The sequence below is a fragment of the Roseiarcus sp. genome, from assembly GCF_049514155.1.
Lineage (GTDB): Bacteria > Pseudomonadota > Alphaproteobacteria > Rhizobiales > Beijerinckiaceae > Roseiarcus.
In genome coordinates, this window is record NZ_JBEKVH010000287.1 from 1 (window position 1) to 2,595 (window position 2,595).

General features: G+C 66.1%; 4 protein-coding genes. 3 read left to right on the forward strand and 1 reads right to left on the reverse strand.

Annotation, left to right across the window (positions count from 1 at the left end; all coding sequences use genetic code 11):
• On the forward strand, positions 1–558 hold a 558-nt coding region (locus tag ABSF49_RS21550), incomplete at its 5' end, for a hypothetical protein (protein WP_424114679.1).
• 4 nt (positions 559–562) lie between these two features.
• On the opposite strand, the gene leuB is transcribed toward ABSF49_RS21550, so the two are convergent.
• Positions 563–1,675, reverse strand: a complete 1,113-nt coding sequence (gene leuB, locus ABSF49_RS21555; protein ID WP_424114680.1) for a 3-isopropylmalate dehydrogenase — start codon at positions 1,673–1,675, stop codon at positions 563–565.
• A gap of 145 nt (positions 1,676–1,820) precedes the next feature.
• Here leuB and ABSF49_RS21560 point away from each other — a divergent pair, with 145 nt between their 5' ends.
• Positions 1,821–2,078, forward strand: a complete 258-nt coding sequence (locus tag ABSF49_RS21560; protein ID WP_424114681.1) for a type II toxin-antitoxin system Phd/YefM family antitoxin — start codon at positions 1,821–1,823, stop codon at positions 2,076–2,078.
• A 6-nt stretch (positions 2,079–2,084) separates the two neighbouring features.
• The gene (locus ABSF49_RS21565) at positions 2,085–2,492 is read left to right on the forward strand and encodes a type II toxin-antitoxin system VapC family toxin (protein WP_424114682.1); all 408 of its coding nucleotides are present in this window, start codon (positions 2,085–2,087) and stop codon (positions 2,490–2,492) included.
• Positions 2,493–2,595: the final 103 nt, after the last annotated feature.

A 2,595-nucleotide genomic window follows, 5' to 3' on the forward strand; every position in this document is an offset into this window, starting at 1 on the left:
GTCGCGGCGTCGCCGCCAGGCGAGGTCGTCGATTTGTCGGCCGCGCCGGCGCTCGCGCTCGAAGGCGTCAACGCGGATCAAATCAGCCACGAAACCCGTCTCGATCGCGCCGGTCCCGGCCGCAGCGACGCGCTGAGCGTCGGGCGGCTCGAAGGCGCGGGGCCGGCGCTGCGGGTCGAGGCGTGGCGCGACGGCGGGCGACGGGCGGCGGTCAGTCTGTTCGTCGCCGCGGCGGAGACGGCGGCGGCTGGCGGCGCTGTGGTCGAACGGCTCGGCGGAACGGAGACGCTCGCCAGCGCCTCAGGGCCGATCGAATGGGCGGCGCTGACGCTGGCGGGCGGGGGCGACCGCGGCTGCGCAGCGTTTCGGCTCGCCCCGCGCGTCGGCGGGCTCAGGGGCGTCGTCTGCGCCGCGTCGGGCGCGACGCTCGATGAAGCGACGCTCGCCTGCGTGATCGAGCGATTGAGCCTGACCAAGGCGGGACGCGAGGCCGGTTTCGCCGAAGTGCTGAAGCCGGGAGCGGCGCGCCGCGCGGCCTGCCGCACGCCGCTCGACTGAGCCGTTACGCGCCGCGCTCGAAAGCGGCGACGATCGCGTCGCCCATCTCGCTTGTTGAAACGACGCGCCCGCCTTCGGAGCGGATGTCTTGCGTGCGCAAGCCGTCCGCCAGAACGCTGGCGATCGCGGCGTCGAGCCGGTCGGCGACTGCGCTGAGGCCGAACGAATAGCGCAACGCCATGCCGAGCGAACCGATCATCGCGATCGGATTGGCGAGGCCCTTGCCGGCGATGTCGGGCGCCGAGCCGTGCACCGGCTCGTACAGCGCCTTGCGCCGCTTGGACTTGGCGTCGACCTCGCCGAGCGAGGCCGACGGCAGCATGCCGAGCGAGCCGGTCAGCATGGCGGCGACGTCGGACAGCATGTCGCCGAACAGATTGTCGGTGACGATGACGTCGAACTGCTTCGGCCAACGCACCAGCTGCATGCCGCCGGAATCGGCCAGCATGTTTTCGAGCTCGACGTTCTTGTATTCGCGCGCGTGCACCTCGGCGACAACCTCGTGCCACAGCACGCCGGTTTTCATCACGTTGCGCTTCTCCATCGAAGTGACCTTGTTGCGCCGCGCCTGCGCCAACTCGAACGCAACGCGCGCGATGCGTTCGATCTCGTAGGTGTCGTAGACCTGGGTGTCGACGGCGCGCTTTTGGCCGTTGCCGAGATCGGTGATCGTCTTCGGCTCGCCGAAATAGACGCCGCCGGTGAGTTCGCGGACGATGACGATGTCGAGCCCCTCGACCACGTCGCGCTTGAGGCTCGATGATTCGGCGAGCGCCGGATAACAGATCGCCGGCCGCAGATTGGCGAACAGCCCAAGATCCTTACGGAGCCGCAGCAGCCCGGCCTCGGGACGCGCCTCGTAGGGCACCTTGTCCCATTTCGGCCCGCCGACGGCGCCGAAAATCACCGCGTCGGCCGCGTGCGCCTTGGCCATGGTCTCCTCGGTGACGGCGACCCGATGGGCGTCGTAGCACGCGCCGCCGACGAGACCCTCCTCGACGGCGAAATCGGCGATGCCCTTCGCGGCGAAAAAGCCGATGAGCCGCTTCACCTCGGCCATCACTTCCGGACCGATGCCGTCGCCGGGGAGGAGGAGGAGCTTTTTTGCGCTGGGCATGTTGGACTACCTTGAATTTACGGAATGCCGGCGCAGTGCTAATCGCCGGACCGGTTTATGGCAACTGCGAGCCCGCTGTTGCGTAACGCATGTAAACTAGTTAAATGACTAGTCTACCCATTGAGCGACCCGTGAGGTTCGTCACATGAAGACCTGGCCCGTGCAAGACGCCAAGTCGCGTTTCAGCGAACTGCTCGAAACGTGTTTGAGGGAAGGGCCTCAGCTCGTCACGCGGCGCGGAGAAAACACCGCCGTTCTGGTGCCCATGGCACAATGGCACCGGCTGGCGAATGCCGGCGTGTCGACGCTCAAGGACCTTCTGTTGAGCGACATCGGGCGGTTTGACCTGCAAATCCCGCAGCGCGGCAAAAAGCGCCGCCGTGCCCCGCGTCCCCTCGCGTAACTGTCGATGTATTTGCTCGACACCAATGTCGTGTCCGAACTGAGAAAACAGCGTCCGCACGGCGCCGTCGTGGCGTGGCTGAGGTCATGCGACCAGCGCGATCTCTACGTTTCAGCCGTGACGATCGGTGAACTCCAAGCCGGCGTCGAGCTGACGCGCGAGCAAAACACCGCCAAGGCGGCAGAAATCGAAGCGTGGGTGGACCGGGTTGCCGAAACGTGGAACGTTCTCCCGATGGATGCGGCGACATTCCGCATATGGGCCAAGCTTATTCACCGACGCTCCGACGCGCTCTTCGAGGACGCCATGATCGCCGCTACGGCGAAGCTGCACGGGCTGCAAGTCGTCACGCGCAATGGGAGAGATTTCAAGAATTTTGACGTCGGCGTGTTCAATCCGTTCGTGACGCAATAGGGCGTTTGTGGACTTCGCAAACCCTGCCACACTTTTGCCGCGTGAATCGCAGCCTTTGCTAGCTGCCGTCATCGGCTACCCTTTTGCGGTCGGCCGTTAGGCC